The sequence below is a fragment of the Spirosoma daeguense genome (assembly GCF_054776875.1).
In genome coordinates this window covers 80282-106720 of record NZ_BAAHBF010000006.1, presented here as the reverse complement: position 1 = coordinate 106720, position 26439 = coordinate 80282, and the positions used below count along the sequence as shown (strand labels likewise).

Below are 26439 nucleotides of genomic sequence, written 5' to 3'. Positions count from 1 at the left end.
TGGTAGATCAGCAGCCGATTGCTGTCGGTCGATAGGGAAGCTAATAGCCTATTTCGCCACATTCAACTGTTTTCTATCGCCCGACAACTACTAAAGGTAACCTGCTGGTTAAAAGAAAGGTTTGGCCGCATCCACCAAATCGGCAGGTGCTGAACAGGGGCGACCTGTGTCGGTACGGACAAAAACCAGCGTGGTTTGTCCTGTATTTAGCAATTGACCATCCTGATTAAAAATCTCGTACGCAAACATGAGCCGGGTTTTAGGCATTTGCGGGATTGACACTCGAATCGTTAACAGATCGTCGTATTTGGCAGGACGAATAAACCGGGAGTTTAGATCATAAACGGGCATCGAAATACCCCGTTCCTCTATTTCTTTATAGGTAAGTCCGAGGTGACGTAGCGCTTCAACCCGGCCAATCTCGTAGTATCGGGCGTAATTGCCGTAGTAGACAATACCCATCTGGTCGGTGTCGTAATAACGCACCCGAATGTTCGTAACGTCGTGAATAATCATAGGTTGTATAAATCGAATATTGTGAGCCAATCATAATTAGCAATTGGCTCACAATCAGCACTTTATTTCATAATCTTCATCCGGGTAAGCGCCTGCTGATACAGACGTGCATTAGCCAGATGCTCCGATAATGTTTTAGAAAAAGTATGATAGCCATTGAACCGAGCGTCGACAACGAAGTATAGATAATCGTGTTGTTCGGCATTCAGAACAGCATCAATTGTGGCCGGAGCCGGGAGGTTAATCGGCCCAGGAGGCAAACCTGCGTAACGATACGTATTATACGGCGAATCGACCGTTAACTGGCGATTCAGCAAGCGACGAATGGTGAAATCTCGTAGCGCGAAAATTACGGTTGGGTCGGCTTCGAGTTTAATACCACGTTTTAGTCGATTCAGGTAAACTCCGGCTACACGGGGTTGCTCGTCGCGTTTGTTGGTTTCTGAAGCCACGATAGACGCCAGTACCTGCGTTTGTGTTTGTGATAATCCAAGCGCTTTCGCTTTTGCCTGACGGTCGGGAGTCCAGAATTTTTTGTATTCGGCTCCCATCCTTTCCAGAAACGCTTCGGGCTTGATCGTCCAGAAAAATTCGTAGGTGTTTGGCAGAAACAGGCAGACAATGGTTGTAGTATCGAATCCAAACTTCTGACAGGTAGCTGGTTCGTTGAGCAACTTGCCAAGTGCATCGGGGCCAAACTCGAATTTGTTTCCTAAACGCTGAATCAAATCGCTTTTTTGCCGAATGTTATTGAACGTAACAGGCATGGCATCCTGATTGCCGCTACGTAGTTTCACCAACGCATCGCGGTTGCCCATTCTGGGTTTGATCTCGTAACGTCCCTCTTTCACCTTTTCGGGATAGTTCATCATCTTGGCCAGAAAGCGAAACGAGGTTTCATCGTTAATAACCTTATTTTTTTTGAGTGTATCCATCACCGACTCAAACGTAGCACCACGCGGAATGAGCAGGGCAAATGTTTTGTCGTTATCGTTTACCTGAAGATTTGGACTTTTAAAAACCTGCCAGAAATAGAAAGTAAACGTAGTAAGCAGGATGGAAACGGTGAGAAATATGCCGATTTTAAGGTTACGAGACATGTTGTAAATGTTCAATTATGGCCAATGAATCATGAATAATTAACTAGAAACAGATGCTTTTATTCAACGATTCGCAATACAGGAGGCAAATTTACGCCAAAACCTAACCAATCAATTCATCAGATGTAAAGTAGGTGTTATTGAATCGGTCTCTGATTTGACACAATAGACTATGATGTTGGCTCGTGAATCGAATTTTATCTGGCTTATAAGCAGGCGCTATGATCTTATTAGCTTCGTAAGTACATATATATGTTAAATATGCTACATAAACAACGCTTTCGATCATCGGCCTTAACAAACTTTAACAGCGCTTACTAGCCCCACCGAGCTTCTTTTGCTATTTTTGACCCAGCCATAATTGGCCGCTACTTATACAAAAAGTACTCTTAAGTTAATATTTCACTGATATGCAGTCATTCAAACGCCTGAACACACTAGCGGGCTGGATTGTTTTTGTCATTGCGCTTGCTACTTATGCAATGACTGTGGAGCGAACCGCCAGCTTCTGGGACTGTGGCGAGTTCATTGCGTCTTCGTTTAAATTACAGGTACCTCACCCGCCTGGTGCTCCGTTTTTCCTTCTGCTTGGCCGAATTTTTTCCATGTTGTCGTTTGGCGATGTGCTGAAAGTAGCCTATTGGGTTAACATGGGATCAGTTCTGGCCAGTGCCTTTACCATTCTTTTCCTCTTCTGGACCATCGCTATGCTGGCGCAGAAACTTCTGGGGAAAGCGGAATCAGACTATTCTTTCGGTGATACGTTGCTTATTTTGGGCACGAGTGCTGTTGGTGCGATGGCGTATACATTTTCTGATACGTTCTGGTTTTCGGCAGTCGAAGCAGAGGTTTATGGCATGTCGTCGTTTTTTACGGCCATCGTCGTATGGGCAGCGTTTAAATGGGAACGTATCGATGATGAAGCGGCTGCCAATCGCTGGCTTATTTTGATTGCCTACCTAACCGGGCTTTCTATTGGTGTTCACTTATTGAACCTTGTTACGTTGCCTGCGCTGGCTCTAATCTATTATTTTAAAAAGCAGCCTAAACCAACGTTCTGGGGGGGCGTAATGGCGGGTGGAATTGGCCTTATAATCCTCGGCATTATTAATGCCGGTATTATTCCAGGTTTGCCCGGTATGGCGTTTGCTGTTGAGCGTTTCTTTGTCAACATACTCGGAATGCCTTTTAATACGGGCGTTATTGTTTTCATCGTTGTATTTTTGGGGGCTATCGTTTACGGTATTATATGGTCGAGCCGCACCAAGCGAGTTGTCTGGAATACGGCCTTATTGTCACTGGCGTTTGTCTTGATTGGCTATGCTTCATACCTGCAGGTACTGGTACGTGCCGACTTCAATCCGCCAATTAACGAAAATGACCCGAGCGATGCTCTGAACTTTCTTTCTTATCTACGTCGGGAACAATACGGTAGCCGTTCGCTTCTTTACGGCCCAGTTTTTACCTCTCGCCCGGTCGATCAGAAACAGGGAGCAGCTATCTGGAAAAAAGAAGGCAATAAATACGTTGTGTTCGATCATCAGCCCGAATACGTTTACGCTCCCGGCGACGAAATGCTGTTTCCACGCGTATACAGCAGCCAGCAAAACCATCCGGCTCTTTACCGGCAAATGCTTGGTCTGGCCGAAGGTCAGAAACCGACCATGGGCGATAATATTAAATTTTTGTTCAGTTATCAGTTGGGGCATATGTGGTGGCGTTACCTGATGTGGAACTTCGCCGGTCGCGAGAGTGATGAAGAAGGCGCTGGATATTTGCTGCCCTGGTCGTCGGACAGTGGCGTTCCCGACATGTTGAAGAACAACAAAGCACGCGACAATTTTTATATGTTGCCGTTTGCACTGGGGCTCTTTGGTATTGCCTTTCAATACTTCCGCCGTCGACGCGATTTTCTAATTGTAGGATTGCTCTTTTTGTTCACAGGCATCGCCTTACAGGTGTTCCTGAACTCTCCGCCATCCGAACCGCGCGAACGGGATTATATTTATGTGGGCTCATTCTATTTCTTCGCTATCTGGCTTGGGCTAGGTGTAATGGCATTAGCCGAAGGCCTGCGCAATACGCTCAAATCTGACGTAGCACGTAACGGCCTTGTTGCTGGCCTGTGTCTGCTCGTTCCCCTAATGATGGGGGCGAAGAGTTGGGATAATCACAACCGCGACAAACGTTACCAGTCGGTCGATTTCGCGAAGAACCTTCTCAATTCCTGCGCTCCCAATGCGGTACTTTTCACTGGTGGCGATAATGATACGTTCCCTCTCTGGTACGTTCAGGAAGTTGAAGGTTTCCGGCGCGATGTGCGTGTGTGTAATCTGAGTCTGCTTGGCACGGAATGGTATATTCAGCAGATGAAGCGGAAAGCGTATGAATCGGATGCGCTGCCTATTTCTCTTGAGTTCGATAACTTCAATAAAGGCAAAAATGACATTGTGCCGTTTTATGAGGTGGCGGGTGTAAAAGATGGTATCGACCTGAAGCAATTTATCAACCTGATCAAAACGAACAATCCGGCTGTGCAGGTTCCGCTTACCAATGGCGATATGACTAGTATTCTGCCGTCGTCGGTGCTGTTCTTACCTATTGATAAGGGGGCTATTGATAAGGCTAATTTTGTACCGTCAATGCTACGTCCGTTGGTGAAAGATACCTTGCAGTGGACCATCGGGAAAAAGGATCTCTACAAGCCCGACCTGATCATGCTCGATATTATTGCAACCAATAACTGGCAGCGTCCTATTTATTTCTCGAGTACACTGGCGAGTGATAACTACTTGAGTCTCAAGAATTATATGCAATTGGAAGGCTATGCTTATCGGTTAATGCCGGTAGCTGTTCCGGGAGCAACAGATGGTTACGTGAACTCGAGTATCATGTATAACAACATGCTTAAGAAGACATTCTGGCGTGAGTTCGACAACCCGAATGTTTATTACGATGAGACCTATAAAGGACCTCCAGTAATTTCGGCACGTATTGCCTTCTTCCGATTGGCCGACCAGTTTATGCGTGAAGGTAACAAGGCAAAAGCCCGCGAAGTACTTGACTATTCGCTGAAGGTAATTCCAGATAAAAGCATTCCATACGATCAGATTTCGTCAAACTACGTTCGGTTCCTGTTTGAAGTAGGCGATACGAAGAAGGCGCTGGAAATTGCTGAAACAATGGCTAACCGTGCTGATCAGAACCTGACCTATGATAAGACTGGAAATCGATTTGGGAGCCCCGATTCAGATCTGTATATCCTGCAAACAATTGTTGAAGCGTGTAAAGATGCCAAACAAACAGTAGCAGCGACTAAGTACGAAGCTATTTTCCAGAAGCATATCAACTCGTTCGGTTAGCAGGATATATTAAATAGTTTTGTAAAATGATGTAAATACGCTGTTCGTAAATGGACGAAAAACAGGTTGGCTATAATCTGTTTTTCGTCCATTTTTAGTAGCAATCAGCAGGCAGCGTTATGGGTAATTTCATAATGCCCGGTTTATGAAGGTTGGGTAAACAGGTTGCTTCGAATCAGTTTGATTAAAAAGTCTTAAAATAGATACCGCTTAATAAATATCAATTCGTGGGTATTCGATTTCACAACAGCTATGATAGCTAATATTTTTTTGTAAAAGTCGTTCATTGCCATACTTTCTATGGTTATGACTAGAGAAATATGTATTTGTATTTGCAATAGTTTGGCAATAAGTATAAAGTATTTGTTTCTGAAATTATCATACGGTAAACAAATACGTGTATATACTTATATTTTATCTTACCTTTGTAACCATCAGTGACTTAACTAACCTGTGATTGCACAATTCACTAATGGCACAACCTACACACGTCAAGAAACATACCCACATAATTGATAATACAGACCCTTTTGAAGCACTTTATAATCAGTACGTTAACAAGGTATTTCAGAAATGTCTTACTATGGTTAAAGACCCTGAGAGCGCACAGGATTATACGCAGGATATCTTCATGAAGGTATTTTCAAAAATGGATCAGTTTGAGCAAAAATCGTCACTGTCAACCTGGTTGTTTTCCATTACGCACAACTATTGCCTGGATCAGATTCGAATTTCTCGCCGAAAATCGACCGAATCACTGACGTATGAAATGGCAGATAGCGTACAGGAGACAGTTAGTGGCAGACCAACCGATGAGGAATTGACTATGCTGAATAACGTAATGGCACAGTTGCCGCTTGAGGAAGCCACATTGCTACGTCTGAAATATGAGCAGAACTTATCCATTGCTGAATTGAGTGATTCATACCAGATTTCGCAGAGTGCAGTGAAAATGAGACTAAAACGCTCCAGAGAAAAACTAGTCTCTTTATATGCACAGAAATATGAGCGATACGCGTAAATGATACGTTGATCTTCGCCCCCATAAAAGCCCAGATGTTACGTAACATCCGGGCTTTTATGGGGTTAGCGCGTGAACAGTATTAGTTCTTCTGCATTTGCTTTAACAGCGTCTTTAGTTCAAGCATCTCTGCTTCTAACTGGTTGATTTTCTGGTGCTCAAGCTGACGTTGTGCGTCACTAGCAAGCATTTTCTTTTCTAGCTGAATACTATAAAGGGTTAATTCCTCCACTTTTTCCAGCAACGTAGCATTCATCCGGGTCAGGTCAATTCCTTCTTTCACTACGTCCTCTGCCGAGGGCACACCGGGTAAATGACCGTGCTGCTGAATATAGGCGTCGACTGAGGTGAGCGGACGTAACGTATAGCCTTTCTCAAATACTTTATCGCTCCACTGATTCACGTTAGCGATACGTAGTCGATGGCTGGCCAGTACCGTTTCGCCCTGTTCATTGACGGTTAAGAATTGATCGGTAGTGCCGTTACGTAGCGGGTTAGACAAGTGACTAAACTTGATCGTACCGTTATTCTGTAGGCGAATAATTCCCCGCACATCAAGCGGAAACTGGGGAGAGTCGGTACCAATGCCGACGGTAATATTAGGGTTAGTAGGGTCGCCCAAAACAATTGCATTATCCACCGCAACTTTGGCATTGGCACCAACGGCAACAGCATTCTGGATGTTGCCATTCGTAGTTTCAGCGCCATATCCTATCATTACATTATAATGGCCGGATTCAATTCCTTTGCCTGCCAAATAGCCAATTGCGGTATTAAAGTGCCCTGATGTATTGGTGTATCCAGATGTACCGCCTATAAACGTATTCCGTGAACCTGTTGAAGTGTTAGTTCCCACCATGTAACCCAAAAAAGAGTTACTTTCTCCTAATGTATTTTTAGTCCCGGCTAAATAACCGACAAGTGTATTACTGCTGCCAGTGGTATTGTCTCGACCCGCTGCATAGCCCAAGAATGCATTAAAATTACCTGTTGTATTAGCGGGACCAGCTTGGCTCCCAATAAAAGCATTTGCGAAACCTGTGGTAGTGGAAATACCGGCTGTATGTCCAACAAATACATTATTCGAGCCAGGGGTAGCCGAATTTCCTACGTTGGCTGTGTAATTGGTAGGTTGTGCCCAGAGTGTAGTAGTAATAAAAGTAAGGGTAACACTGTATAGTAGTTTCATATTACAAATTGTGGTTTTATAGAAAGGGTAAAATAAAGGATTGAATTGGCTAAAACATAGCTTTAAGAGTAGCAAAATAAAAAGCCCGCTACGTTGGTGGAACGTAGCGGGCTGGGGAATGGTGTTGGCCGACTTGTCCGAAAAGACCGACCAAACGAATGTTGAGAAAGTGTAATGAACTGGGCTAATACTACGTATCGACCCGGTATTTCTTAGTGACGAATGTCGATACGCGACATGAACTGCTTCAGATCAGAACCTACAACGAATGTATAAGCACCATCTGGCAGAGCCGAAAGGTCGAACCGGCGCGATTCACCTTTGAACGTATCGGCTTGAACCAACACATTCTGTGCGTCATAAATCGCTACGTTAGCTTCGTCAACACCTTTAGAAGGCAGAGATACTTCGATTTTATTTTTACCGTAGGTTGTCAGCGTTGGTTGAGCTACCTGACGCAGGTTACGCTCGTCTACGTTAACGTTGTTACCTTGAATCGTCAGACCTTGCGACATCCACCAGGCATCGTTACCGGCTGTCAGGTAATACTGACCGTCTGGCAGATTGCCTAAGTTGAACGATGTTGGCTTCTGATTGTTTTTGCTGATGGTTCCCCGGTACAGGATCGTGCCTTCCGTATCGATAATCGCTACGTCGACAGCCGCTCCTGGCTTAGTATATACACGTACTTTTTTCTGCTCGGACTTCTGCACTTTCACACCACCCATTCCTGAACCACTGTCGGCTTTAGCATCTCCCATGCCTGCCAGACCCCATACTGACAACAGTACTGCGATTGATAAACGGAACTTTTTCATTGGCTTGAAATTTTGTTTTAACCGTTACAAAGGTGGTCGGTTTTCTAGGTTTAATGCAATAGATGAAACCCTTTCAAGCCTCTAGTCGATGAAACTTCTTTTAAAAATTCAATTCTCTATTTGTTAAATAGGGTAATTATTGAAAAAGTACAACAAGTCCCTATAAATAGCGTATGAATTGTATTTTTCTAATATTTGTAAATAGTTGGACTATATACGTTTCCAACCCTAATTTTCAATTTAATAATCCTATTTTTAAAAATAGGCCATTTTTTAGCGCATAATATTCGGTTAACATTGGGGTAAGGTTCAATAAAATGAACGTTGTACTTGTAGTTGATCGAATTTTATTTGGTTACATCAAAATGTTGTCGACGGCCTGCATTCGTTGGGGTAGAGAGGTTTCGCCAAGCATATCGCGCAGATCAATTTCGATGTTCCGGCAGATGGCCGTCATCGGTACGTCGTTGATGCTGTTTTCGAACGGATTTTCGCTCGTATCGCCCACAATTTCCATCGTATTGAACACCCACGCAATGACCGTATAAAATGGAACCGTTAGCCAGACGTGCCAGCCGCTAACTCGCGCCATTTCGGTAAGTAGCCCATAAGGCAACACAGCAATGAATAACCACGTAAATACGTAGCTGAAAAAAGCGTACTGACGCGGAAACGGAAACGACTTGATACGTTCGCAGGCGCCTTGTTGATTGTAGAATTCGGCTAGCCAGCGCTCCAGTTCGACATGATAATAGTCGGATAAATAGTTGGCGTTACGTAGCTCCCGAAGTTGAGCCGATTGTTGTCGAAGTAGATACGTTGCCGGATTCGGGTGTTTTATAAGCAATTCAATTTCATCCGGAGCTAGAAATCGGCCCAGCTCTAGGTCGAGGCTGCACTGCCGAAACGCTTCGATACGTTCGATAACGTCATGGGCCGGATCATGGTGAAGTTGCCAAACGGGTTTTTGTCGAAGTTGAACACGTAACGCGGTGATATAGGCCAGATGTCTGTAAATAAGTTGTTGATGAATCTGGTGAATGCTACGTTCCGTAATTGGCTGAGTGGCTGGATTTTCCTGAACATAATCAAGGAGCATAATTGCCCAAGAACGGCTGGCGTTGGTTATACTTCCCCAAACTCGTCGGGCTTCCCAGAGTCGGTCATAGGACGAATTATTTTTAAAACCAACGTAAAAGGCAACCGCCGTGCCAATGGTGGCAATCGGTACGAACGGCATGGCGAGAAATGTCCAGCCCTCTATTTTGTAGAGAAAACAGACAACAGTTGAATAGGTCAGAAAAAGCAGCACGGAGCGCCAGGCAAAGGGAAAAATGATGTGTAGTGGTACGCGTTTGGTTGTAAACATAAAGAAGAGGAGTAAACAGGTTGTTGAAAAGGAGCTAAAATAAGGTCTAAATGGCTGAAAACGCGTAAAATACTATTGAATGAACGTAACAGAAAAACGATATTTACGACAACACCTATCCTGAATCCGATGCGGGCATTAGACTGGCAACGATCTATTTATCTAAATGGCTTTTCGGGTAGACTCCCCGAAATTTCTCCCAATGCAGCAGAGTTGGAAGAGGCCGCTATCCGACGTATGACACCGACTGCTACGTCGTATATTCTGGGTGGGGCTGGTCATGATCATACCGTCAAGGCAAATCGGCGAGGTTTCGAAAGATGGCAGATTGTGCCACGAATGCTACGTAACGTCGAAAACCCAGACTTAAGCGTCGATTTGTTCGGGCAAAAACTATCGTCTCCATTGTTATTGTCGCCAATTGGTGTGCTCGAAATGGCTCATTCAGATGCTGATTTGGCGGTTGCACGCGCTGCGGCCAATATGAACGTACCGTTTATCTTTTCAAATCAGGCATCGGTGCCAATGGAAACCTGCTCAGCCGAAATGGGCAATTCGCTACGTTGGTTTCAACTGTACTGGAGTCGTTCGCGTGAGTTGGTAGCCAGTTTTGTGAGTCGGGCCGAAGCCTGTGACTGTCAGGCTATTGTACTCACACTTGATACTACGATGCTGGGATGGCGAACACACGATCTCGCTATGGGACATCTGCCGTTTCTGCATGGAAAAGGTTTGGCACAGTATACATCCGACCCAGTTTTTCAGCAATTGCTGGATGAGTTTTTACAAAAGCCACCGGCTGCTCGCCCACGTATCACTACCGCTACGTTGCGAAATTTAATTGCAGCCGTTTGTAAATATCCAACAGGCAGGTTTCTGGAGAAACTACGTTCAGGCCGGGCAATGGGGGCGGTTTCATTGTTTTCCAGTATTTACACCAATCCAACCATAACATGGGACGACCTCGCATTTTTGCGGCAACAGACTCGTTTACCCCTTGTACTTAAAGGTATTCTGCACCCCGACGATGCTCGAAAAGCGGTTGATTATGGGGCTGATGGTATCATTGTTTCCAATCACGGCGGGCGCCAGGTCGATGGAGCGATTAGTACTATCGAAGCCTTACCCAACGTAGTGACAGCGGTAAATGGTCGGCTACCTGTGTTGCTCGATAGTGGTATTCGGGGCGGTGCTGATGTGATTAAAGCCTTGGCGTTGGGCGCAAAAGCTGTTTGTCTGGGCCGCCCTTACGTGTATGGTCTGGCATTGGGTGGACAACGGGGCGTAGAGACGGTAATACAGCATTTACTAGCCGATATTGAACTGACTTTGTGCCTGAGCGGCCACAAATCTTTAGCTGAACTGTCGCCTGAAAGCCTTCGCCGAGTTTAGCTGGTTTCGTCCTGAATCCAGTCTTAGCTGGTGTCTACGTATTATTAAATTTCGTTTAATATAATTTCCGTCGACAGTATCGACCAGTAATAGTTTGTAGTTTTCCCGTCGAGCCTGAACACCGGTTACTTTTTTGAGTTGATTTTTTAGTCAAAGTATTTATTCGGGCTGCTGACTAAACAATAAGATTATACTATTCATGGAAAACGTATTAAAAGGACAAATCGCCCTCATAACAGGAGCAAGTAGTGGCATTGGTGCAGGTGTAGCAAAATCACTGGCAGCCGCCGGGGCAACTGTTGTGATAAATTATCCAGCTGATTCATCAAAACCTTCGGCAGATGCTGTACTGAAAGAAATAACCGATGCGGGTGGTACCGGAATGGTAGCTCAGTGTGATGTAAGTCAGGAGGAGCAGGTGATCCGGATGTTTGCCGACGTAGTAAGTACATACGGAACGGTAGATATTCTAATCAATAACGCTGGCTTACAGCGTGATGCGAAATTCGACGAAATGACTATTGACCAATGGAATACAGTCATTAACGTAAATCTCACTGGTCAATTTTTGTGCGCCCGTGAAGCTATTCGCGAATTCTTGCGTCGGGGGCCACGCCCGGAGGTGTCGGTGGCAACAGGTAAAATTATCTGCATGAGTTCGGTGCATGAACTAATTCCCTGGGCAGGGCATGTCAATTATGCCGCATCGAAAGGAGCCATTAAAATGTTGATGCAATCGCTGGCGCAGGAATATGGCGACCGTCAAATTCGCGTCAACAGCATTTGTCCGGGAGCCATTCAAACGCCCATAAACCGGCCCGCATGGGAAACGCCACAAGCGCTAAACAGTTTAATGTCGTTGATTCCTTATAATCGCATCGGTCAACCGAAGGACATTGGTAATCTTGCCGTTTTTCTATCGTCCGATCTGTCCGACTATATTACAGGAGCCAGCATTTTCATTGATGGCGGCATGACCGTTTTCGAAGGGTTTGCCACAGGAGGATGATTAATCTTATAATGAATAATGGATAATGAAGAATGTATAATGGAAAGTGGAATTGAAAAATAGCTAGTAAGGCGCACGACTGGCCATTCTACATTGTTCATTATCCATTAAATTATATGACTACTGAGCAGGAGCGACTTGAAAATCCAGCATGGCGGCAGTGGGGGCCTTATGTTTCCGACCGTCAGTGGGGGACCGTGCGTGAAGATTATAGCGCAAATGGAGATGCCTGGAATTATATCACGCACGATATTTCCCGGAGTTACACGTATCGTTGGGGTGAAGATGGCATTGCCGGATTTTCGGATGATAAACAACAGCTTTGCCTTGCGCTGGCGCTCTGGAATGGAAAAGATCCTATTCTGAAAGAACGTTATTTCGGACTCTCCAATCATGAAGGTAATCACGGTGAAGACGTAAAAGAACTGTATTACTACGTCGATAATACGCCAACGCACTCGTATCAGCGAATGCTCTACAAATATCCGCAGCAGGCGTATCCGTATGAGCAATTAGTAGTTGAAAATAAACGCCGGACACGGCTGGAATCTGAATTTGAATTACTCGACACCGGAATTTTCGATGACGACCGTTATTTCGACGTCTTTGTCGAATACGCAAAAGCGAGTCCACAGGATATTTTGATGAACATTACCGTGCACAATCGTGGCCCCGAAGCTGCTGATTTGCACCTGTTACCTACACTCTGGTTTAGAAACACCTGGGCGTTTGGTGACGATACCGATGGCGTACCTAACTACCGGCCATCGCTGATTTTACAACCCGATGGCGCTGTTTCAGTGGAAGATTCGGCTTTAGGCCGCTACGTACTTCATGCCGATGGTGAGCCCGAATGGTTGTTTTGCGATAACGAAACCAACGTAGTGCGGCTATACGATACACATAATGGTTCGCCCCATCCGAAAGATGGCATCAACGACTACGTAGTACAGGGATCTAATGCGGTAAATTCGGCCCATACTGGCACAAAAGCGGCTGCACACTACGTATTGAACGTAGCGTCTGGTACATCTGCTACGTTACGTCTTCGACTGGAAGCGGCCGGAAATACGGACACCGGATTAACACAGCCTTTCGCAGATTTCGACCAGATTCTGGCAGAACGGCAAAGCGAAGCTGACGAATTTTATAAAGCCATTCAGCCAGTTCAGGCTACCGACGAAGAAAAACGAATTCAACGTCAGGCATTTGCGGGGATGCTCTGGAGTAAACAATATTATTACTACGACGTAACCCGTTGGCTGACAGGTGACCCCGACAATCCGCCACCGCCAATCGAACGATGGCGAGGACGTAATCACACATGGCTTCAACTCATTAATGCGGGCGTTATTTCGATGCCCGATAAATGGGAATATCCGTGGTATGCTGCCTGGGATTGGGCGTTTCATTGCGTTACACTGGCCGTTATCGATCCAGGATTTGCCAAGCAACAGCTAATGCTGCTTACGAACGAATGGTTTATGCATCCGAACGGACAATTACCCGCTTACGAGTGGAATTTCTCGGACGTAAATCCACCCGTTCAGGCTTGGGCCGCTTGGCGGATTTACCAGATGGAAATGGAACGTAGCGATTCAGAAACAGGGTCAACCGAAGACGAAACGCGGAAGAAAGCGGATCTCACGTTTCTAAAAGCCATCTTTCATAAGCTGATGCTCAATTTTACCTGGTGGGTAAACCGGAAAGATGAAGTTGGCAATAACATTTTCGAAGGTGGGTTTCTGGGGTTAGACAACATCGGCGTTTTCGACCGCAACACCGTTTTCCCGAACGGGAGTCATCTGGAGCAGGCCGATGGTACGAGTTGGATGGCGATGTATGCGCTGAATATGATGCGAATGGCAATGGAACTGGCGCGTCATGACAGCGTTTATGACGAAATGGCAACCAAATTCTTCGACCATTTTCTGTACATCGCGGGAGCCATCACCAACATGGGCGAACACCATATTGGACTTTGGGACGAAACCGACGGCTTTTTCTACGATCAGTTACGCATGAGCGACGGTAGCGTGCTACGTCTACGAGTTCGGACATTGGTTGGGTTGATACCGATGTTTGCGGTCGAGATTTTGGATGATGAACTCCTGAAAGCTAATATGCCTTTTTGGGAGCGTATGAACTGGTTTCAAAGCCATCGACCCGATTTGTATCATCAGGTTTCACGATATACCGAAAAAGGGCAAAACGAAAAACGACTGCTGAGTCTGCTACGTGGTTTTCGGCTAAAGTCGTTGCTTACCAGAGTACTCGATGAACGTGAGTTTCTGAGTCCACACGGTGTTCGGGCAGTTTCTAAAATCTACGAGAACCAGCCTTATACGTTTACATTAGACGGTACTACGTTCAAGCTGACTTATACGCCTGCCGAAAGTGATAGTGGTATGTTTGGCGGAAACAGCAATTGGCGTGGCCCCGTCTGGATGCCAACCAATTACCTCATCATCGAAAGTCTGATGCGTTTTTACAATTATTTCGGCGATGATTTTACCGTAGAATATCCAATCGGGTCAGGTCAGCAAAGCACGCTCAAAACGGTTGCTTGTGAACTCACAAATAGACTCATTTCACTCTTTACAACTGATTCAACCGGAAATCGTCCCTCGTTCGGCCAGCATCCAAAATACCGAGATCCACACTTTCGTGATTACGTACTATTCTACGAATATTTCGACGGGAATAACGGTAGAGGAGTAGGGGCAAATCACCAGACCGGCTGGACGGGTCTTATTGCTGAGTTGATCAGCCGAAAATACGATATGCTGAGTTAGGCAGTTTACTTTTAGTACTGGCTAAGAAGTTTTGTGGGTAATTTGCCATAAATTATCTTTGGTTAATACCACAACTGATTTTCTTGCAATGACTGAAGTTCGTAGCTGGTTTATTCAAGCTTTACTGCACTTTCTCTGTCGGAAAGGAGCGTTCAAGACCAGACTCAGCTTCGTATTATATGGGATTTGCTGGCTACTCAGTGGTTGTCATACTGCTGAATCAGATCGGGTGTATCGGATTGGTTTTTCGCAATGCACCGGGGGCGATGAGTGGCGAAAAACACTGCTCCATGATATGAAACGGGAGCTGGCGTTTCACCCGAATTACACGCTTCTTTATGAGGATGCCGCCAACAGTACGGCCCGACAAATTCAACAGATCCAGAAACTGGCAAGCCAAAACGTCGATTTATTAATTATCTCCCCTAACGAAAGCGCTCCTTTCAAACAGGTAGTCGAGTCACTATTTCAGAAAGGAATTCCAGTGATTTTGCTAGATAGAAAGGTGAATTCCGAATTGTACAATGCTTATATCGGTGGTGATAATGTCGAAATTGGTCGGATGGCTGGCGACTTTGTCGGCAAATATCTCAACGGGAAAGGACGTATCACCGAAATATGGGGTTTACGAAGCTCGTCACCCGCTCAGGAACGTCATCAGGGATTTCTGGAAGCCCTGAAAAAATACCCTGCTGTAGAGATTTTGGCCGAAGTCGATGGAAAATGGGAACGCGACACGGCCCGGAATGTGCTGAAAAATGAGGTTACTAAACTTGATAATGCCGACCTTATATTTGCTCATAATGACGTAATGGCCATTGGTGCTTATGAAATTGCCCGGCAACAACATGTTAGACATAAATTAGATTTTATCGGGATCGATGCCTTGCCGGGGCCTAATGCGGGCATTCAGGCAGTAGCCGATGGTATTCTGAAAGCCAGCTTTTTATATCCAACAGGTGGCGAAGAAGCCATTGAAACGGCTACCCGTATTCTGGAACGTAAATCATTTGAGCGGGAACAGAAACTTACATCGATTCAGGTAGATGCCTCAAATATTCGCGGGTTGAAAGCGCAGAGCGATAAATTACTATCGCAACAGGCTGATATTGAGAAACAAAGTAAGGTTATTGATCAGCTCACCCAAACCTATACATCACAACAGACGACCCTATATGTTGCCTTGTTTAGTTTGTTGGTTGCTGTTGGTATGGGCGTCTGGGTGTATAAATTGTTTCGAACACAAAAAACTGCTTATCAGAAACTTGAACAGCAAAATCAGGAAATTCGCCAGCAGAAAAGCCAGATAGAAAACGTGTCGCAACAGGCGCGTCTGGCTACAGAGGATAAACTGCGTTTTTACTCATATATCTCGCACGAATTTAACACGCCCCTCAGCTTGATTCTGACGCCAACAGAAGACTTATTGGCAAAAAAGACAGTTAGTGCGCATGAGTTGCACAAAAACTTATCGCTTGTTCAGAAAAATGCCTACCGATTACTACGTCTTGTGGATCAGATGCTCGATTTGCGGAAAACGGATGCCGGGAAACAACAACTTCAGGCGGCTGAACAGGACGTAGTAGCGTTTATACGTAGCATTGTGAAAGATTTTAGCCAAAAGGCTGAAAAACAACGTATTGATTTGCAATTCATCACAGCCCTATCCGCCCAGCCGCTCTGGTTCGATGCCGAAAAACTCGATAAAGTACTTTTCAATCTGCTGTCGAACGCGTTTAAATACACACCTAAAGGAGGGCTGATTCACTTGAAACTGGAAAAGCAAGATGAGCAAATTAAAATTCAGGTGATGGATAATGGCGAGGGAATGACGTCTGAAGAACAGGAACATGCGTTTGATTTATTTTTCAGCGGTACCCGTCCATTCAATCTAGCTAAAGGAATAGGGCTTGCTTTGTCGAAGGAATTTATAGAATTGCATCGCGGTGTTATTCGTGTAGAGTCAACGTCTGGACAGGGAACGGTATTCACAATTCTATTGCCGCTTGGCGATGCTCATTTGCTTGATAACGAACGGGGGTCTGTGGTGGATGGTAAGCGCAGCGTTGCATTAGAACGTAGTGTCGAAACCGATTTTGAACCAGAAAGTGCTACGTCAGAAAAACAGCCCCAAAAAGATTTGGCAACGGTTCTTATTGTTGAGGATAACGATGAACTAAGAGAGTTTTTGAGCGAAAGACTGGCAAACGAGTTTGCTGTTATTGCCGAACGTAATGGTCTGCTGGCCTGGGAACGAACGCTGGAAACGATTCCGGATTTAATCATCAGCGATGTAATGCTGCCAGAAATGGATGGACTGCAACTTACCCAACGCATAAAAGCAGATATGCGTACTGCTCAAATTCCGGTGATACTGCTCACGGCCAAAGGACAGTTGGAGAACCAGATTGAAGGAACCCGTGCTGGTGCCGATGCTTACCTGACCAAACCCTTTAACACTACGTTTCTGCTGGAAACAATACGGACTATATTAGCCAATCGCCGGAAGTGGCAACAACGTCTGACGGCCGATGTTTCATCGCAGGTAAGTAATCGACAGGATAAGAAGTTTTTAAATGATCTGACAACACTTATTGAGCAAAATCTGAGCGATTCGTCGTTTAACGTTGAAAAATTAAGTCGTGAAATGGGTGTGTCGCGGGTACAACTCTATCGGAAAGTGCAGGCCTTGCTTTCAATGAACGTAATGGATTATCTGACCGAAATTCGATTGAAACGAGCAAAATACCTTCTTCGGGAAACCAACCGCACTATGGCTGATATTGCGACAGAAACGGGCTTTAACTCCCCCGCCTATTTTACTACGTTCTTCAAACAACATACACAGAAAACACCATCCGAATACCGAAAATCACCAATTCAGACCTAGCAGAACAAAAAAAATCCCCCAAACACTACGTTCGGGGGATATAGACTACGTATTACCTACCAATTAGGGCGCTTGACTCAGCAGTACCCGGTCGATAACGTGGATAACCCCATTCGACGCACTCTGGTCGGTCTGAACAATGTTGGCCGCGTTTGTGCCGTTTCCTTTTCCGGTTATAGTCACCTTACCGTTACTAACATTCAACCGAACGCTGGCTCCCTGTGCGGTTACAATATCAGCTCCATTCTGGAAAGTTTGAGCAAATGCTCGGTATTTCAGTATGTGATAGAGTAATAGATCCGCTATTTTTTTCGAATCAGCGGCTTTAATGGCAGCCTCACTAGCATAACCAGCCGCTTTAAACGCATCGTTGGTCGGAGCGAACAGCGTATATCCAGTTTTCGTACTCTGATTAATAATATCCTGAACTGGAGCACCAGCCCGTTCGATAGCTGCCGTTAGGAATGACAGATTATTGTTTGCCTTAACTGTGCCTGTTAGGTTTGCTGTTGCAGGCGCCAGCACTTGACTAATTACATGAACAACGCCGTTAGTAGTAGGCAAATCTCCTTCCGCAATTTTTGCCTGATTCACACTTATATTGGTCAGACTTGTTTTGTAAACCGAGATTTGATTATCGGCTAACGCAGTCTGATACTCCGTGTTCACTGCCGTTGGAATGGACGATTGGTCGATCCGTGAACCAACGATGTGATACCGCAAAATCCGTTGAAGGTCGGCAACAGGTGCCGCAGCAATAGCCGCTTCACTGGCATAGCCAGCCGCTTTGAACGCATCGTCGGAAGGAGCAAAAACCGTGATTAGACTAGTATTGAATTCGCTGGCGAGTCCTGCACGGGCAATGGCTGCTTCCAGAAAATTCAGATTGCTTTTCTCCGAAATAAATTGAACCGAATTAACGACTACCAGCGTACCTGTACCGGGTGTCGACGTAGTGCTGGTTCCGGGCGTTGTAGTAGTTCCCGTACCGGGTGTTGTGGTGGTTCCTGAGCCTGGGGGCGTTACTACTGTGCCATCTGGATCAGGCGTGTCCATCCTACAACTTGAGAAAAAAGGAGCTGCTGCACAGAGCAGAACAAACGCAGTCCATCGGAGGGATTGCGCGTGAAAAAAACGGTTCATGTGTTGAGTAAGTTAAGTGAACTTTTATACAAAATTCTCGGCCTAATACGTACTGCCATTTGCATGGAATACCTACAAGACGTCTGAATACAAAACGCACTTCGGGCGGGTATGTTTTACAGATTGCTATAAACTGATTATATAGGCTCGCCGAATAGTACCATTTTGTAAATAATAAATTGTTGATAACCAGTAATATGTGTTTAAAATTTCTGTGTTCTGTGATTAGGGATGAAATCTATTATTTATATAGATTATTAATTGAGTAATAGCGTTGAAATGATACGTAGCTCATAGAATCATGTAGAAATAACTACCGGAAAATAGGTAGATTGGCATCGAAATCAGCACCTGAAAAGAAAGTTCACAGTATGGCAACAGCTATTCCTAACTATAAACTTCAATCATTTCCCCGGCACGAACCTGATACGTTGTTCTATATGACCCGGCTGGAGAAACTAGTGCAGGAGTTTAAAGGAATTGACAAACCGCATTCACATACTTTTTATTTGCTAATGTGGATACGTAACGGCTCGGGTACACACACGATTGATTTCAAGACCTATCCAGTTCAGCCAAACCAACTTTATTTTCTAACGCCGGGGCAAGTGCATAGCTGGACATTGTCGCCCGATATCCAAGGGTATAATTTGTTCTTTGAGGCTAATTTTTTTCGGGGGCGATTTGGGCAACGGCTGTACCAGTATCCGTTTTTTCACTCCAATCAGCATGTGCCGCTACTTGAAGTGACCGACCATGATGCCCGGCGTACGGACGAATTATTTACATATGCCTATGAAGAGTACGACCAGCAACGCACGAATCGGGCGGAAGTTTTTCTGTCATACGTTCACATTCTTCTGGAAACGGCAAATCGACTCTATAGCCTACAGTTGACGGATTCCGACGCGCAGCTTTATGACCGGATTCGTCAGTATGAAGAGTTGATAGAGCGTCAGTTTCTAACGGTTCGGGAGGTTAAAGTTTATGCTGAAGAAATGAATCTGACCCCGAATTATCTGAATCATATCTGCAAAAAAGTACTGAGCAAAACGGCCAGCCAACTTATTCAGGAACGTATTGTTATTGAAGCCCAACGATGGCTGACACACACAGCTAATTCAATAAAAGAAATCGGGTTTCAACTAGGGTTTGAGGACCCGTCCTATTTCGTTCGATTTTTCAAAAAACAAACGGGTCATACACCCGCCGATTTTCGGGAGACGTTACGTGATCATCGTTGATTTGTACCATACATGGCTTGGTTTGACGTATCAGCTTTGACAATGGACATTGTACCTTTGTTACGTAATAACTGCCCGAAATACGGAATCGTAAATCCGCTATCTTTTCCAGTTTTACGCCCCTAGCCATGCTCACCAATAGCCGAATTTATAGCGTAATAAATAATAAATGCCCCCGCTGTCATCAGGGTGATTTCTTCGTAAAAAACAGTGCATTTAGTCGGAAATTTGATGAGATGCATAGCCATTGTCCGAACTGTGGCGAAAATTTTACTCCCGAACCCGGCTTCTATTGGGCGTCCATGTTTGTCAGTTATGCGCTTTATACCATTTACTCCCTACTCACATTTTTCATTTTTGTGCAGTGGCTAAACATTGATCTGGATTACTATCTCGTTGGCCTGATTCCAACCCTGATTCTGCTTACTCCTTACTTTTTCAGAGTGGCCCGCCGAACCTGGCTTACGTTCTTTATTGAGCCGCGCCCACAAGTTGAAGTTGGGAAATAAAACAAACGCAACTGCTTTCCTCATTCGGTAAGGCAGTTGCGTTTAAATTGAGTGGGTTCGCCTGAGTTATCGGTTATCTTTATGACGCCGGGGTGTCTTTACCCTGCAAGCCGATTCGCCATGTCTATCAAAGTTGCTGTTGTTCAGGCACCTCCTGTCTTTTTCGATATTCAAAAAACCATCGATAAGCTCGAAGCATACGTTTTAGAGTCAGCGCGGCAGGGCTGCCAGTTGATCTTATTTCCTGAATCATTTATTCCGGGCTATCCCCGAAAATTTACCTTCGGCGCAAAAGTTGGATTACGTACTGATCCCGGTCGTGATCTGTATCTGAGATACTGGCAAAACAGTCTACAGTTACCCAGCCCTGAGTTAAGTCGGATTGAACAGATTGCGCGTGATAACGATGTATTCCTGGCCATCGGCGTCACCGAACGGGATGCGCTGCATGGAAGTTTATATTGTACGTTGATATACGTATCGCCAACCGAAGGCTATCTGGGTAAACACCAGAAAATCAAACCGACCGGCGTAGAGCGACTGATTTGGGGCGAAGGTTCCGGGAAAGATTCACTACGTGTTTTTGATACGTATCTGGGGCGAATTGGCGGCTTAATCTGCTGGGAAAATTATATGCCGTTGGCTCGCATGAGCATCTATCAGCAATTTCCGCAAATCTATCTGGCACCCACTGCCGATGCCCGCCCAACCTGGTCTGCTACGCTTCAACATATTGCCTGCGAAGGTCGGTGCTACGTACTGGGCTGCAACCAGTTTTTCCAACGTAGCGACTACCCCGAAGAGTATCAGCAGTTTCTCGACAAAGACGAAATTATTGTAAGTAGGGGAGGTAGTGCCATTGTATCGCCACAGGGCGAGTTTTTAGCTGGGCCGCTTTGGGACAAAGAGGGTATACTGATGGCTGAATTGAATCTGGATAACGTAATGAAAAGCAAACTCGACTTCGACGTAGTAGGACATTACACGCGCCCGGACTTGTTTGACTTAAATACCACTACGTAGCTGCCGTTCCAGCACATGACCAGCCCGGTCGATTCGCAACGTAGTATCTCCTTTAGAAACCTGTGCCCGATTTCGGCTGAAGCCACTGGCTTTATCAAACTGATAGCCGATTATGGTTTTGCCTGTCTGATCAACGTAACCGTATTTGCCATTTTTTCGAACTGGTGCCAGCCCTTCTTTAAACGATAAATCGCTATCGAATTGAAAGTCGATAACTGGCGTTCCCGTTTGATTAATGTAGCCGTATTTTCCATTCTTTCGAACGGCAGCCAGCCCTTCGCTAAACGAACGGGCAAATTCATATTGAAACTCAATGGCTGTTTTCCCTTTGTGATCAATAAAACCCCACTGATGCTCTTTCAGTACAAGCGCCAGCCCTTCGCTAAACGGATACGCTTCCAGAAACTGAATGTCGATGACAATATTTCCAGTCTTATCGATATAGCCATACTTGCCGTTTTGCTCGGTTAAGGCCAGTCCTTCATGAAACGTGTATGAGCTGGCTACCGACGTATCAATGTCGAACGCTACGTTGATAATTGGCTGACCCGACGGGTCGATATAAACCCACTTCCCGGCTTTTTTGACAAGTGCCAGCCCATCGCTGAATAACGTAGCATAGTCGAACGTAGCGTCGATGACGGTTTTGCCCGATTTGTCGATGTATGCCCATTGGTTTCCTTTCCGAACAAGCGCCAAACCGTTGCTGAATGATTCTGCCTTATCAAACTGAAAATCTATAACGAGCTTCCCCAATTTATCGATAAAGCCTGATTTTCCTAATGTGTTACTGACTACTGCAAGTTCTTCACTAAAAGATTCAACCAGACCTTTTATTGTATCGCTACGCCATTGACCATCAGCTCCTAAAACCCGATACGTATCGGGTTTTAGTTCGATAAGCATTACGTTATCACGTAGCGAATCTGCCCATACAAATTGAGGAGTAAAAATGAAATTGCCTGATATTGAGTTTTTTATACCGTACTTACCATTTTCGGTAAAAGGCACAATGGTTTCTTTTTCCGGCCCATACGTAGCCCAAAGAAAGTAGCCGCCAACGAGAAGCACCAAAGCTAAAAGCAATCCATAAATAACCCTTTTTATGCTGGTTGGCCGATTTTCGATTGCATTATCTTCTGGCAATGTAGCACCGGGTACAGGTTCAAGTGAAAATTGAATGGTCGGTGGCGGGCCTGAAAAAGCTGGTTCAAGTGGTATTTCAACTGTGGGTGGAGGAGATTTCCCAGGCGTTTTGTCTGGTTCCGCAATTATTTGAACGATTGGCGTAGAAACAGGTACTGACGATGGCCGCTTAAGCACCTGGGTTTTATCTTCTTCTGAATGGATTGGTGGAGCGACTTGTCGTAATGGCGTTTTGAGCGCATTGATCAGTGCTTCTGAAAGTAGCTGACAATTCTGATAACGGTTGTCGATGGCTTTGGCTGTGGCCTGTTGAATTACAGGGTTCAGCAACGCTAATCTGCCTTCGAGTGGAGGCAAGAGCTGGTTCACAATTCTGGTCTGAATCATGAAATCGCTCTCGTTGCCGCTTTCACCAGAAAATGGCCGATGGCCGGTAAGCAGTGCCCACATCGTTACACCCAGTGAGTAAATATCGCTTCGATGGTCGACCTGTTTGGGCGTCAGAATTTGTTCGGGACTCATGTAGCGGGGCGAACCGATCATTTGCTGGGTAAATGTCAAATCCTCCCCCGAGCTAAGCACTTTGGCAATACCAAAGTCCAGCACCTTTATCTGGCCCTGTGTGGTCAGATAAAGATTTGCGGGTTTAATATCGCGATGTACTACGTCCTGTTTATGTGCATAGCCAACCGCCAGTAATACCGGCTCCATCCAGGCAATCAGTTGTTGCGGACTAATGGGGCCATTTATGCGAAGAAACGTAGCCAGATTCTCGCCCTGAAGGTATTCCATTACCAACGCTACGTAGTGCGGAGTCACTTCCAGATCATCGACCTGGCAAATGTGGATGGTGTGTTCGCCCAACTTGACCATAATCTGCGCTTCTTGCTCAAAACGCTGTCGAACGTGCGGGTCGCTGGTGAATTCGGGTTTGAGAACTTTAATCGCTTTTTGCTTTCCCAGCGGATTCGTGGCCCGATAAATCGTAGCCATCCCCCCTTCACCAATCACTTCCTGAAGGGTGTAGCCTAAGATACGTTGGCCGAGGGTAATCATAATTGCAGTCTTGTGGTGCGAACAAAAGAGTAAAGCCAAAACTAGGTTCTAAGCCGCTCATTTACAAATGCAGGTGTGTTGTGACCATGGTAATTACCGTTAAATAGAATGCAAACAACTTGGTTCATTAGCCGGAATTACTGAAGTATCTTTCATAAGCTTTTAACCATAACCAGTCTCCAATACTTATGAAATCTTTCACTCTTTTTGGGGCACTTTTGCTATGCTCTCCGTTGCTGGCTCAGATTACGACTAATTACGTTGTTCGTGCTCCGAACTCAACCACACCGGCTGTTTATAATACGTTGATAGGCAGCTTTGTCGGTAATACCACAATGTCGGGCAGTTATCATGTTTACTTAGGGCCATTTGCGGGCGCTAAATCAACTACTGCCGCCAATAATATCTTTATCGGGTATCAGGCAGGGCATGAAACTACGATCGGAAGTAATAATGTATTTACAGGCAGTATGGCTGGTTTTAACAATACAAACGGAGCCAACAATGTCTTTGTAGGGCATGAATCAGGTGAGTTTAATGGTTGGGGTTCAGGAAATGTCTTTTTAGGATATCAGTCGGGGTATTCAAATTCGAATGGATCAGGTAATGTCTTCACTGGACATCTGTCAGGTTACGCCAACCAGGCTGGAACCCAGAATGTGTTCAATGGCAATCAGGCCGGATGGTCGAATACAAACGGGAGTGAGAATGTATTTGTGGGAAACGAATCAGGGTACACCAACACACAAGGAGTTGCCAATGTTTTTACAGGTTATGCTTCGGGAAATAAAAATACGACGGGTGCTTATAACACCTTTGTCGGGTATTCGGCAGGTTATCGAAATACAGTCGGTGAGTACAATACATTTTTAGGGTATCTGTCTGGAAACCGTAATTCAACTGGAGGAGGGAACGTTTTTCTGGGAAAAGAGGCAGGCTTTTATAATACCACAGGAAGTAACAATATAATTATCGGCCCTAAATCCGGCACCACTGTTACGACTGGTAGTGATAACGTATTGATGGGATATAATAGTCAGGCCAGAGATGGTTTATCGAACGCAATCGCTATCGGAGCCAACAGCTACGTAGCAGTCAGTAACGCGCTTATTCTGGGAAATCAGGCCAACGTCGGAATTGGTACGTCTGCACCAAATGAGCGACTGGAAATTGTGAGTGAGCAAGCGGATAAAAGTGGTTTACGCCTGACGAAACTAACCGCCAAAAGTAAACCATCGCGGGCGACAGATCAATTTTTAACCGTTAATGAGCAAGGCGACGTGGTGAAAGCTCGTTTCCAGCTTCGGATAAATACCGAAAATGACTGGAGTGATCATGTGTTTGATCCAACGTATCAGCTGCGACCTTTATCGTCGGTCAGCAATTTTATTCGCCAACATGGACACCTTCCCGACGTACCATCTGCCAAACAGGTTGTTCGGGAGGGCGTCGATCTCACACAGTTAAATGCTACGTTGCTGGCAAAAATAGAAGAGCTTACGCTGTATAGCATTCAGCTGGAGAATAAAAACAAGCAGCAGCAACAGCAACTTTTGGCAATGGAACGCAGGCATAGTGATGAAATCAATGAAATTAAGCAACTGGTAAAACAGGTGTTGCAGAAAAAATAGGCTCATCTTCACGGTCAATTATGCAGTCTTGGGCTGATTAAACAGGTTTTACATTTCCTTTACAAGGTTTTACAGAACTTTACCTGCGCATCTGGCGGCTGCTTATAGATTTGTCATGGTATCATTAAAACCAGCTATCATGAAAAAAATAAGCCAATTACTCATCGCTATTTCCTGTGGCCTCCTCTCAAACGTAAGTCTGGCCCAGCAAACATTTAATAACTGCTCTGCGGCATTTCTGGGCCAAAAAATGGTTGTTGACCGTTACACACCTGCAGGCAAATGCAGCGTAGCCTCGACCGCAAAAGGCGAGTTAACGGTAAACACCGTTAACCTGTCGCCAACGGAAAATAAAGCCGTCGACCGGATTCCGTTTACAGTAGCCATCCGCGACAAGAATACGAAAACGCTGGTGATGTATGGGCAAGAAGCCGTTAAACAGATTCCCATCGAACGGGTGCTAACAAAGTGCCGAAAGGGCGATCATATTGTTTTGATCACCACCAATAACCAGTATGCCTTACCACATAATGAAATTCTGGTACGCTAACACAAAATGTATAGTGTATTTATTGATGTATTGTTTAGCGTTTTTCGACCATTACAACCGTTTAAAGACATGCAAAAAACCTTGTTTTTAATAGCTGCCTGCCTGATACTGCTGACAGTGCAGGCAAATAACCTGAGTGTAACCGAGCCGCTTACCGATAATAAACCCGAAAAGACGGTTTTCTATTCGAATCCGTTGTTACTGAACGGAAAACTGCTGAATTATGAAACCTTCTGGCTCTATAGTCAGGGCACACTGGCGTTGGTGAGTGGTAATCCTGAATCTGAAGAAGCGGTTAATGTGCCGTTTAAGATTTATCTGAACCGGAATGGTACGTTCATTCAAAAAGGCGCATCCGATAGCGAACGTATCGTGTATTCGGTCGACGTAGCGACTGTGCTGGCACTAGCTAAATCCGGCGACGAACTAATTATTGAACCCGCTCGCAAAACCGACTGGCAAGCTCGTAGACGAATCGTAATACGGAATTATAGCTGGCCTTTTCCGCAAAACTGGCTGATACAGAAAAGAGGGGATGGTTGCTAATTGCGGTGGTTAATACTGGTGCATTTTTTGTTCTAGTATCTTCATATTCCCAAACGGTGATGTTTTTCTAAAACGCTACCTTTTGGGAATACTGGAGTATATACGAACTGTGAAATCATTAGCAGATTTT

At 45.1% G+C, this 26439-nt stretch carries 20 protein-coding genes; 13 read left to right on the top strand and 7 right to left on the bottom strand.

Features of this window, described 5'->3' with window-relative positions; genetic code table 11:
• Window positions 1–108: 108 nt before the first annotated feature.
• Both ACYVD4_RS19800 and mltG read right to left on the bottom strand, forming a co-directional pair.
• On the bottom strand, window positions 109–516 hold the full coding sequence (locus ACYVD4_RS19800) for an acyl-CoA thioesterase (protein WP_460948694.1): 408 nt from the start codon (window positions 514–516) through the stop codon (window positions 109–111).
• Window positions 517–578: 62 nt separating this feature from the next.
• Entirely contained in the window at window positions 579–1616 is a 1038-nt protein-coding gene (gene mltG / locus ACYVD4_RS19795; RefSeq protein ID WP_460948693.1) for an endolytic transglycosylase MltG, read from the bottom strand.
• Window positions 1617–2026: 410 nt separating this feature from the next.
• Between mltG and ACYVD4_RS19790 the strand changes: the two genes are divergently transcribed.
• Both ACYVD4_RS19790 and ACYVD4_RS19785 read left to right on the top strand, forming a co-directional pair.
• A complete protein-coding gene (locus ACYVD4_RS19790) occupies window positions 2027–4978 on the top strand; it encodes a glycosyltransferase family 117 protein (protein WP_460948692.1) in 2952 nt (983 codons plus the stop codon).
• 472 nt (window positions 4979–5450) lie between these two features.
• Entirely contained in the window at window positions 5451–5999 is a 549-nt protein-coding gene (locus tag ACYVD4_RS19785) for an RNA polymerase sigma factor (RefSeq protein WP_460948691.1), read from the top strand.
• Between the two features lie 82 nt (window positions 6000–6081).
• On the opposite strand, the gene ACYVD4_RS19780 is transcribed toward ACYVD4_RS19785, so the two are convergent.
• Window positions 6082–7188, bottom strand: a complete 1107-nt coding sequence (locus ACYVD4_RS19780; protein WP_460948690.1) for a hypothetical protein — start codon at window positions 7186–7188, stop codon at window positions 6082–6084.
• 40 nt (window positions 7189–7228) lie between these two features.
• Here ACYVD4_RS19780 and ACYVD4_RS19775 point away from each other — a divergent pair, with 40 nt between their 5' ends.
• The gene (locus ACYVD4_RS19775) at window positions 7229–7363 is read left to right on the top strand and encodes a hypothetical protein (RefSeq protein WP_460948689.1); all 135 of its coding nucleotides are present in this window, start codon (window positions 7229–7231) and stop codon (window positions 7361–7363) included.
• Window positions 7364–7400: 37 nt separating this feature from the next.
• On the opposite strand, the gene ACYVD4_RS19770 is transcribed toward ACYVD4_RS19775, so the two are convergent.
• The gene (locus ACYVD4_RS19770; protein WP_460948688.1) at window positions 7401–8006 is read right to left on the bottom strand and encodes a T9SS C-terminal target domain-containing protein; all 606 of its coding nucleotides are present in this window, start codon (window positions 8004–8006) and stop codon (window positions 7401–7403) included.
• A gap of 355 nt (window positions 8007–8361) precedes the next feature.
• Window positions 8362–9375 (bottom strand): bestrophin family protein, encoded by a 1014-nt coding sequence (locus tag ACYVD4_RS19765; RefSeq protein WP_460948687.1) that lies wholly within the window; start codon window positions 9373–9375, stop codon window positions 8362–8364.
• A gap of 75 nt (window positions 9376–9450) precedes the next feature.
• Between ACYVD4_RS19765 and ACYVD4_RS19760 the strand changes: the two genes are divergently transcribed.
• The 4 genes from ACYVD4_RS19760 to ACYVD4_RS19745 all read left to right on the top strand — a co-directional run bounded on the left by ACYVD4_RS19760 (window position 9451) and on the right by ACYVD4_RS19745 (window position 17461).
• Window positions 9451–10767: an alpha-hydroxy-acid oxidizing protein gene (locus ACYVD4_RS19760; protein ID WP_460948686.1), complete on the top strand. Its 1317-nt coding sequence runs from the start codon at window positions 9451–9453 to the stop codon at window positions 10765–10767.
• Between the two features lie 199 nt (window positions 10768–10966).
• Window positions 10967–11776, top strand: a complete 810-nt coding sequence (locus tag ACYVD4_RS19755) for a glucose 1-dehydrogenase (protein ID WP_460948685.1) — start codon at window positions 10967–10969, stop codon at window positions 11774–11776.
• A 116-nt stretch (window positions 11777–11892) separates the two neighbouring features.
• Entirely contained in the window at window positions 11893–14571 is a 2679-nt protein-coding gene (locus tag ACYVD4_RS19750; protein WP_460948684.1) for an MGH1-like glycoside hydrolase domain-containing protein, read from the top strand.
• An 88-nt stretch (window positions 14572–14659) separates the two neighbouring features.
• A complete protein-coding gene (locus tag ACYVD4_RS19745) occupies window positions 14660–17461 on the top strand; it encodes a substrate-binding domain-containing protein (RefSeq protein WP_460948683.1) in 2802 nt (933 codons plus the stop codon).
• 63 nt (window positions 17462–17524) lie between these two features.
• On the opposite strand, the gene ACYVD4_RS19740 is transcribed toward ACYVD4_RS19745, so the two are convergent.
• Complete coding sequence (locus tag ACYVD4_RS19740; RefSeq protein ID WP_460948682.1) at window positions 17525–18604, bottom strand: fasciclin domain-containing protein; 1080 nt, start codon at window positions 18602–18604, stop codon at window positions 17525–17527.
• 371 nt (window positions 18605–18975) lie between these two features.
• Here ACYVD4_RS19740 and ACYVD4_RS19735 point away from each other — a divergent pair, with 371 nt between their 5' ends.
• From ACYVD4_RS19735 to ACYVD4_RS19725, 3 genes are all read left to right on the top strand, one after another.
• Window positions 18976–19848 (top strand): helix-turn-helix domain-containing protein, encoded by an 873-nt coding sequence (locus ACYVD4_RS19735; protein ID WP_460948681.1) that lies wholly within the window; start codon window positions 18976–18978, stop codon window positions 19846–19848.
• A 128-nt stretch (window positions 19849–19976) separates the two neighbouring features.
• Window positions 19977–20357 (top strand): DUF983 domain-containing protein, encoded by a 381-nt coding sequence (locus ACYVD4_RS19730; RefSeq protein WP_460948680.1) that lies wholly within the window; start codon window positions 19977–19979, stop codon window positions 20355–20357.
• Between the two features lie 120 nt (window positions 20358–20477).
• Window positions 20478–21380, top strand: a complete 903-nt coding sequence (locus ACYVD4_RS19725) for a carbon-nitrogen hydrolase family protein (protein WP_460948679.1) — start codon at window positions 20478–20480, stop codon at window positions 21378–21380.
• Here ACYVD4_RS19725 and ACYVD4_RS19720 read toward each other — a convergent pair.
• Window positions 21363–23582 carry a WG repeat-containing protein gene (locus ACYVD4_RS19720; RefSeq protein ID WP_460948678.1) on the bottom strand — a complete coding sequence of 740 codons (2220 nt, stop codon included), beginning with the start codon at window positions 23580–23582 and terminating at the stop codon, window positions 21363–21365. The genes ACYVD4_RS19725 and ACYVD4_RS19720 overlap by 18 nt on opposite strands.
• Window positions 23583–23770: 188 nt before the next feature.
• On the opposite strand from ACYVD4_RS19720, the gene ACYVD4_RS19715 reads away from it, so the two are divergent.
• From ACYVD4_RS19715 to ACYVD4_RS19705, 3 genes are all read left to right on the top strand, one after another.
• Window positions 23771–25213, top strand: coding sequence for a hypothetical protein (locus tag ACYVD4_RS19715; RefSeq protein WP_460948677.1), 1443 nt, complete (start codon window positions 23771–23773; stop codon window positions 25211–25213).
• 139 nt (window positions 25214–25352) lie between these two features.
• Entirely contained in the window at window positions 25353–25763 is a 411-nt protein-coding gene (locus tag ACYVD4_RS19710; RefSeq protein WP_460948676.1) for a hypothetical protein, read from the top strand.
• Window positions 25764–25832: 69 nt separating this feature from the next.
• On the top strand, window positions 25833–26309 hold the full coding sequence (locus tag ACYVD4_RS19705) for a hypothetical protein (RefSeq protein WP_460948675.1): 477 nt from the start codon (window positions 25833–25835) through the stop codon (window positions 26307–26309).
• The last annotated feature ends 130 nt before the right edge of the window (window positions 26310–26439 follow it).

Coding starts and splice junctions, on each gene's coding strand:
- ACYVD4_RS19800 (WP_460948694.1), bottom strand. CDS start 516: ATGATTATTCACGACGTTACGAACATTCGGGTGCGTTATTACGACACC.
- mltG (WP_460948693.1), bottom strand. CDS start 1,616: ATGTCTCGTAACCTTAAAATCGGCATATTTCTCACCGTTTCCATCCTG.
- ACYVD4_RS19790 (WP_460948692.1), top strand. CDS start 2,027: ATGCAGTCATTCAAACGCCTGAACACACTAGCGGGCTGGATTGTTTTT.
- ACYVD4_RS19785 (WP_460948691.1), top strand. CDS start 5,451: ATGGCACAACCTACACACGTCAAGAAACATACCCACATAATTGATAAT.
- ACYVD4_RS19780 (WP_460948690.1), bottom strand. CDS start 7,188: ATGAAACTACTATACAGTGTTACCCTTACTTTTATTACTACTACACTC.
- ACYVD4_RS19770 (WP_460948688.1), bottom strand. CDS start 8,006: ATGAAAAAGTTCCGTTTATCAATCGCAGTACTGTTGTCAGTATGGGGT.
- ACYVD4_RS19765 (WP_460948687.1), bottom strand. CDS start 9,375: ATGTTTACAACCAAACGCGTACCACTACACATCATTTTTCCCTTTGCC.
- ACYVD4_RS19755 (WP_460948685.1), top strand. CDS start 10,967: ATGGAAAACGTATTAAAAGGACAAATCGCCCTCATAACAGGAGCAAGT.
- ACYVD4_RS19750 (WP_460948684.1), top strand. CDS start 11,893: ATGACTACTGAGCAGGAGCGACTTGAAAATCCAGCATGGCGGCAGTGG.
- ACYVD4_RS19745 (WP_460948683.1), top strand. CDS start 14,660: ATGACTGAAGTTCGTAGCTGGTTTATTCAAGCTTTACTGCACTTTCTC.
- ACYVD4_RS19740 (WP_460948682.1), bottom strand. CDS start 18,604: ATGAACCGTTTTTTTCACGCGCAATCCCTCCGATGGACTGCGTTTGTT.
- ACYVD4_RS19735 (WP_460948681.1), top strand. CDS start 18,976: ATGGCAACAGCTATTCCTAACTATAAACTTCAATCATTTCCCCGGCAC.
- ACYVD4_RS19730 (WP_460948680.1), top strand. CDS start 19,977: ATGCTCACCAATAGCCGAATTTATAGCGTAATAAATAATAAATGCCCC.
- ACYVD4_RS19725 (WP_460948679.1), top strand. CDS start 20,478: ATGTCTATCAAAGTTGCTGTTGTTCAGGCACCTCCTGTCTTTTTCGAT.
- ACYVD4_RS19720 (WP_460948678.1), bottom strand. CDS start 23,582: ATGATTACCCTCGGCCAACGTATCTTAGGCTACACCCTTCAGGAAGTG.
- ACYVD4_RS19715 (WP_460948677.1), top strand. CDS start 23,771: ATGAAATCTTTCACTCTTTTTGGGGCACTTTTGCTATGCTCTCCGTTG.
- ACYVD4_RS19710 (WP_460948676.1), top strand. CDS start 25,353: ATGAAAAAAATAAGCCAATTACTCATCGCTATTTCCTGTGGCCTCCTC.
- ACYVD4_RS19705 (WP_460948675.1), top strand. CDS start 25,833: ATGCAAAAAACCTTGTTTTTAATAGCTGCCTGCCTGATACTGCTGACA.